General features: G+C 67.7%; 4 protein-coding genes. 3 read left to right on the forward strand and 1 reads right to left on the reverse strand.

Features of this window, described 5'->3' with window-relative positions:
* Positions 1-203: 203 nt before the first annotated feature.
* Complete coding sequence (locus tag EQG76_RS20865) at positions 204-1,700, reverse strand: sugar transferase (RefSeq protein WP_235031482.1); 1,497 nt, start codon at positions 1,698-1,700, stop codon at positions 204-206.
* A gap of 591 nt (positions 1,701-2,291) precedes the next feature.
* Here EQG76_RS20865 and EQG76_RS20870 point away from each other — a divergent pair.
* The 3 genes from EQG76_RS20870 to EQG76_RS20880 form a co-directional block, all read left to right on the forward strand.
* Entirely contained in the window at positions 2,292-4,583 is a 2,292-nt protein-coding gene (locus EQG76_RS20870; protein ID WP_159716262.1) for a GumC family protein, read from the forward strand.
* Positions 4,584-4,662: 79 nt separating this feature from the next.
* Positions 4,663-6,093: an O-antigen ligase family protein gene (locus EQG76_RS20875; RefSeq protein ID WP_235031483.1), complete on the forward strand. Its 1,431-nt coding sequence runs from the start codon at positions 4,663-4,665 to the stop codon at positions 6,091-6,093.
* Between the two features lie 317 nt (positions 6,094-6,410).
* The coding region (locus EQG76_RS20880; RefSeq protein WP_159716264.1) for a nucleotide sugar dehydrogenase at positions 6,411-7,370 on the forward strand (960 nt) is incomplete at its 3' end.

Raw genomic sequence — 7,370 nt, forward strand, 5'->3', positions numbered from 1 at the left:
CCGCTCCTTCATGGGCGTCCTCTGCCTCGCTGCCTCCCTCGACTGGCTCAAGAACTAACGGGGCCTAGAGTGCCCAGGTAGTGTTAGAGCCGATCCCCGATTATGCGCCAGTGGCGCCTGCGCCTGACCGCGGGCGCCCCGCCACCGACTGAGTGTACCTCAGGGCGGACCGCCGCATGATCTGGCTGCGCCGACCGGACGACCTAGACGACTGCCCGCTGGCCGACCTCGCGGGCGGGCTCAAAGGCGCCGCTGCTGCTGCCGCTGTGGTCGAGCCAAGCGCGCGCCTCGTCGATCGCGGCCTGGTTCACCTTCTCGCCGAAGATCACCATGCGGATGGTCAAGAACACGATCTTCAGGTCGAGCCAGGGCGAGGCGTGCCTGGTGTACCAGAGGTCCAGCGCCATCTTGTCCGGGTTGGTGAGCTGGTGGCCGCCATTGACCTGGGCCCAGCCGGTCAGACCCGGCCGCAGGCGCGAGCGCTCCCAGCCCCCGTCGGCCAGGTCGGCCAGGTCGCGCGGCAGCAGAGGCCGCGGCCCGATGAAGGACATGTCGCCCTTGAGCACGTTGACCAGCTGCGGGATCTCGTCCAGCCGGCTGCGGCGCAGGAACCGGCCGACCATGCCGGTCCGCTCCTGGTCGCTCAGGAGCCGGCCGTCCGGGCTGCGCGGCGAGCGCATCGAGCGGAACTTCAGCAAGGTAAACGGCCGCAGCCCGTGGCCCGGCCGCACCTGCCGGAACAGGACCGGGTTGCCCATCTCGACCAGGACCAGGAAGGCCGCGAGCAGCGAGATCGGCGCGGTGAACAGGAGCAGGGCGGCACTGACCGCGACGTCCAGGAAGCGCTTCACCTCCAGCCAGCGGGGCGCCCCCACCGGCATGGGCTCGTCGGCGGTGGCCACGACCCCGCCGCCGCCCAGGCGGAGCGAGAGCAGGTCCGGCAGGGTGTCGATCTCCACCCCGTGGCGGCGGGCGATGCCGCCGAGCCTCCCGACCAGACCTGCCGGCAGACTTTCCAGCGGCTTGGTGACGATCATCCGCTCGGCGAAGATCCCGTGCGTCTCCAGGTCGACCAGCACTTGCTCCAGGTCCTCCGCGCCGCCCAGCACCGGGACGCCGTTGAAGGACCGGCCGACCAGCGTGCCCTGGTCGCACAATATGCCCACCGCATAGAAGGCCGAACCCGGCGTGGCGTCGAGCGCATGGAGGTAGATCGCCGCCCCCTCGCCCGTGCCGAGCAGCAGGATCGGCGTGCGCTGGCGGAACACGCTCCGCTCGCCCCGGCGCGTCATGTACCAGCGGTACAAGAAGCGCGAGCCCGACAGCAGCGTCACCAGCACGAACCACTGGATGAACGGCACCGACCGGCCGATCCCGTCCAGCCGGCCGATCACGAACATGGTCGGCACGAACAGGAACACCGCGAGCGTGGCCGCCCGCACCACGGTCATCTGGTCGGCGGTCGAGCTCCAGCGCCACACGCTCTTGTGAAGGCTCAGCGAGAAGAACACGAACGCCGAGACGGCGGCGAAGATGATGGTGCCCACGATCAGGGCGTAGGTGTTCTCCGCGCTCCAGCTTTCGGGGGCCCGCAGCGCCATGGCGAGCACGAACGAAAGGGCGGCCATGAGCGTGTCATGGGCCAGGATGAACGCTCGGCGGCCCGCCTGGCTCGCCCTGGTCGCGAAGAAGCCCGACATCAACAAGAATGTCTCCGGGGGAGCTTCGCGGCCTGGCGAGCTCCCGCAAGAATGGTACCAGATGCGACGACAGGCAGCGATCGCCGTTGCGGAGGGCTGGACGGGAGCGCCGGCCCTGCCAGGGCGACGTCCTGGACTCGTCCACGGCGCGGAATTGAGCACGAACACGCCTGTTTCTCAATCACGCCCATTCCCGCACCACACTCTTGTACGCAGCGATTGTCGCCACAAAGTGACGGCTGGCCAGGCGGGCGCGACGGCTGGACGCGTGCCTGCCGATTTCCGCGCGCCTTTACGTTGCCCGGGCGAATCGGATAAGAGGGCGCCTCGATCGCCGAGGGTTCCTGTGGCGCGGCGGATGGCAGGCCGCGCCGCGAGCGCGGTGATCGCCAGGACACACCTTGCCGGCGGCGGCATCGGCGCGGCGTCTGAAAGTGTATCATGGTCTGCATGCGGCACTCGATGCCCGGCGGATCCGTGCATATCTGCTAGCATAATTCCTGTCATCAGCTAGAAGCTTTGTGAAAGTTTCGTAACCTTGGACGCGGTGGCGCTGCAGCGCACCGCGAGAGTGCAACCGGTCGGAGCGCGATGAACGCCAACAACATGCAGAGCCGTGGCGATCTGGGTCCCCGCGGCAAGCGGGGTGCAGCCGCTTCTGCCGACCACGACCAGGATTCGATCGACCTGGGCGAACTGCTGGCCATCCTGTGGCGCCGCAAATGGCTGATCGCCGCCTTTGTGGTGGTCGGCACCACGGTCGCGACCCTGGCCGGCACCCAGATGGAGAAACGCTACACCGCGACTGCCGCCTTGATGCTGGAGCCCCTGAACGAGCAGGTCGTGAACCTGCAGCAGGTGGTGGCGGGGCTGACCGGCGACGCTCCGGCGCTGGCCACCCAGGTGCGCCTGCTCACCGCGCGCGACCAGATCGCGCGGGTGATGGACGACATGAACCTGTTCCAGGACCCGGAGTTCAACCCGGCGCTCGATCCGGCGAACCAGCCGGGCAACCTCGACTATGCGATCGGCGGTCCGATCGAGATGGTCCTCGAGATGCTCCCGGAGAACTTGGTCATTGCTACCGGCTTGGCTAAGGAGAAGCTGCCAGTGCTGGCGACCGAGGCGCCGGCGCTGAACCGCCAGGCGGCGGTGGACCGCTTCGCCCGCAATTTCGAGGTGCGCCTGGACGACCCGTCCTACGTCATGCTCGTGTCGTTCACCTCGCCCGATCCGCAAAAGGCGGCTGACATCGCCAATCGGGTCACCCAGATCTACGTCGAGGACCAGATCAATTCCAAGTCGGCGGAGACCACCAAGGCGGCCGACTGGCTGGACGACCGCCTGGCGGCGCTGCGGAGCGAGGTGGAGGCGGCGGAGCGCGAGGTCGAGAAGTTCCGCGCCGAGAACGACATCGTATCGACGCGTGACATCACGCTGAACGACCAGCAGCTCGCCGACCTGAACCAGCAGCTCATCGAATCCCGCGCCGAGCTCGCGGCGGCCCAGGCCACCCTTCGGCTGGCGCGCGACATGCGTGGCGGGGGTGCTGGCCTGGACACGATGGCGGAGGTGCTGAACAGCCCGGTGATCATCGCCCTGCGCGGCCAGGAGACCGATCTGCTGCGCCGGGAGAACGAACTGAAGCAGCAGTTCGGCCCGCGCCACCCGATGATCCAGCAGATCGCGACCGAGAAGCAGCAGCTCTACAGTAAGATCTCTGCCGAGGTGGGCAGGATCGCCGCGAACCTCGGCAACCAGGTCGAGGTGATCGCCACCCGGGTCGCCACGCTGGAAAGCGAGCTGGACAAGGCCAAGGGCACCACGGTCAAGGACCGCGACGCCGAGATTAGGCTGCGCGAGCTCGAGCGGCAGGCCGAGGCCAGCCGGGCGCTCTACGAGCAGTTCCTGCAGCGCTCCAAGGAGACGCGCGAGCAACAGCAACTGATCGAGGCGGATGCCAAGATCCTCTCGGTGGCGGCACCGCCGGAGCGCCCGTCGACCGCGGGGCCCCGCCTGTTCGGCGCGGTGGGCTTCGCCGGCAGCCTGGTACTGGGCTCCCTGCTCTCGCTGCTGCTGGAGCGGCGTGACCAGGGCCTGCGCTCGTCCCGGCAGATCGAGCGCCTGCTCGGCCAGCAGCCGCTGTCGCTGGTGCCGCGCCTGGACCGGCTGCGCCGCAACCAGAAGCCGCACCAGTATCTCGTGGCCAAGCCGCTGTCCGCCTATACTGAGGCGATCCGCTCGGTGCTGACCACGCTGAAGCTGTCCTCGATCGACAACCCGCCCAAGGTGATCCTGGTCACCTCCTCCCTGCCCCAGGAAGGCAAGTCGACCTTCGTCACGAGCCTCGCGACGTTCGCCGCGCGCTCGCAGAAGAAGGTCATCCTGGTCGACCTGGACCTGCGGCACCCGTCGGTGGCGCGCGAGCTGGGCCGGCCGGTGGCCGCCGGCATCGTGGAGTTCATGGTGGGCGACCGGACGCTGGACGAGGTGGTGCAGCACGATCCGGCGACCGGGCTGGACTTCTTACCGGTCAAGCGCCAGACGGCGAACCCGACCGACCTGCTGGACAGCCAGAAGATGCGCCTGCTGATCGAGACGCTGCGGCAGACCTACGACTACGTGTTCCTGGACTGCGCGCCGGTGATGAGCGTCACCGACAGCCGGGTCGCGGCCCTCTTGGCCGACCGGGTGGTGTTCTGCGTGCGCTGGTCCAAGACCCCGAAGGACGCCGTGAGCCTGGCCTTCGACACGGTGCGGCAGACCAACGTGCCGATTGGCGGCATCGTGGTCACGCAGGTCGACGTGAAGAAGCACGCCCAGTACGGCTATGGTGACGTGGCCCAGTACTACGGCAAGTATCAAGACTATTACGTGAATTGAGCCGATCATCCCCGGGTGCCGAGCCCGGGGGCGAGCTCGCTTTGCTGGTCGGGACGAGGGGACGGCTGCCTTGGCATTCGTGTTGAACCTGCCGAAGATCGTTCCCATCAAGGGCTTCCGGAGCAGGAACCCGCTGGTCCGCCTGGTGCTGGACCTGTTCTCATTCGAGGCATTGTTCGTGTTGTTCCTGTTCGCAGGACGCTATAAGGCCGATTCTCGCTTCGCCTTCTTCCCGATCGATCCGACCCTGCTGTTCATGGCGCTCAGCATCGCGGTCGGCCTAGTCCTCATATTCCAGGAGAAGCTGTACCTGCCGGGCGCCTATGCGCTCGGGGTGTGGACGGTGTTCGTCGTATACATGTGGATCGGGCTGATCTGGACCGAGGGTCGCTCCTATGGCCGCGAGAAGCTGTTCCTGACCACGGTCGCCAACACCTGGTGCCTGATCGCGGGCGCGCTGATCCTGGCGAACTCGCGCGAGCGGGTGCAGCGGCTGATGCGCCTGATCGTGCTGTTCGCCATTTGGCTGGGCGTGGAGGCGCTGGTCGCCTGGGCCAACCAGGGGTTCCGCGGCCGGCTCCTGATCAACAATGGCGACAGCTATCTGGGCTTCGGCCGGGTCTGCGGCATGGGCGCCATCATCGTGTGTGCCTTCTGGGCGACCAGCAGCGGCTTCACCTTCCGCCGGCTGATGCTGCTGGGGCTGCTGGCGATGTTCATGATGGTGCTGCTGATCGGCGGCGGCCGCGGACCGCTGATCGCGAGCGTGGTGCCGATGCTGCTGATCGCCATCATCGGCTGGAAGCTGACTGCGGCCGGGCGGGTCCGGGTCATGCGCATGCAGATCCCGATCCTGCTGGCGCTGGTGGCGCTGGTGGGGGTCATCGCCTATGCCATCACATCGCCCGATGTCGACATCGGCGCGCTGTCCACGCTCGCGCGGTTGAGGGGCGTGGCCAGCGGCGAGCTGGTCAGCCAGTCGGATTTCCGCCGCAGCTTCAACATTACTGCCGCCTTCACCTGGATCCCGCGGGCGCCGATCTTCGGCTTCGGGGTCGGAAGCTGGCCGATCCTGGTGCATAACGGCGACTTCCAGGACCACCCGCATAACATGATCCTGGACATCATGTTCGACTTCGGCCTGGTCGGGTTGGCGATGATCGCAGCGCTGTTCTGGGTCTGCTTGAAGCCGATCACCGTCCACCGCCTGCGCACCGATCCGCTCCTGCTCGCCACGGCGATGCTGACCATCAACACCCTGATGAACGCGATGACTTCAGGCGACCTGCAGGAGAACCGCGCCGTCTTCCTGATGCTGGGCCTGCTGCTGGTGCGGGCGGCCGAAGATCCGGACGATGCCGATGAGGAGGACGACGAGGAGGCGGACGAGGATTGGGACGATGACGGCCGTCGGCCCTGGCGTGCCGGGGAGGCCGAGGATCTGGCGGAGTTCCGCCGCCTGCGGCCGCGGATCGTCGAGGATTTCGACGGCCCCTCCGCGCCTCGCTGACCAGGCTCCCAGGAGTGCTGGCTGTGGCGTCGCTGCCATGGCGGCACCCTCTTATGCCTTGCGGTGCGACGGCTCGTGATCCACCCCGGATCGGGCTCTACTATGTAGTTGCGGCGGCGGCGAACCGGCGCCGCGTCTGGTCGCCTGCGTGAGTGGCGGTTGTTGGTCCGGCTCATCCGCAAGGGAGCCCAACCGGAGGTGGGACGGACGTCCCCTCCTGCGGTGGGCCGGTCCCCGACGAGGATGGGCAGGACGTGGCGGGCAGCGAGCACGCGCCGGCGCGTGCTCGCTGCCGGTCTCCTGGAGTGGATCTGCGCATGAAGATTATCGTTTGCGGTTTCGGTTACGTCGGTGCCACGGTGGCGGCATGCCTGCTCCGCGAAGGGCATTCCATCGTCGGCGTCGACATCAGCCCGGACAAGGCCGCGGCGATATCGGCCGGACGCTCCCCCATCCATGAGCCCGGCGTGAACGGCTTCCTGCGGGCCGGGCATGCCGACGGACGCCTTCTCGGCAGCACGGAGGTCGGCGACCACGTGCTGGACGCCGACATGGCGCTGATCTGCGTGGGCACCCCCAGCAAGCCCAACGGCTCGCTCGACCTGTCCTATGTCGTGAAGATCGCCCGGCAGATGGGCGAGGCGGTGCGCCGGCGCGATCCGGCAAGGTCCCCGCTTCTGCTGGTGTTCCGTAGCACGATGCTGCCGGGCTCGATGGACAAGGTCGTGCTGCCCAACCTGCTGGAAACGGCCGGCGAGGCGCCAGGCGGGCGCTACGAGGTCGCCTACAATCCGGAGTTCCTGCGCGAGGGCACGGCGATCGCCGACTATTTCGCCCCACCCAAGACGGTGATCGGCGAGCGGGCGCCCGGCACCAGCAAGAAGCTGCTCGGCATCTGCGACGGGCTGGACGCGCCGATCTTCGAGGTGCCGTTCGCGGTGGCCGAGATGGTGAAGTATGCCGACAACAGCTTCCACGCCCTCAAGGTGGCCTATGCCAACGAGGTGGGCCGGCTGGCCCTCTCCCTCGACATCCCGCCGCAGCGGGTGATGGAGATCTTCCTGGCGGACACCAAGCTCAACATCTCGCCCTATTACCTGCGTCCGGGCACGCCGTTCGGTGGCTCCTGCCTGCCCAAGGACGTGCGCGCGCTGGCCGCCTGCATGCGTGAGCAGGGGGTGAGCGCGCCGGTGATGGAGAACATTCTGGCCAGCAACGCCAGCCACAAGCAGTTCCTGGTCCAGGAGATCGGCCGGCGGCTGCCGGTGGGTGGCCGG

This window comes from Geminicoccus flavidas (assembly GCF_009806515.1).
GTDB classification, from domain to species: domain Bacteria; phylum Pseudomonadota; class Alphaproteobacteria; order Geminicoccales; family Geminicoccaceae; genus Geminicoccus; species Geminicoccus flavidus.

Bases quoted from the DNA above. Each gene is read 5' to 3' on its own strand.
- EQG76_RS20865 (WP_235031482.1), bottom strand. From the start codon at position 1,700: ATGTCGGGCTTCTTCGCGACCAGGGCGAGCCAGGCGGGCCGCCGAGCG.
- EQG76_RS20870 (WP_159716262.1), top strand. From the start codon at position 2,292: ATGAACGCCAACAACATGCAGAGCCGTGGCGATCTGGGTCCCCGCGGC.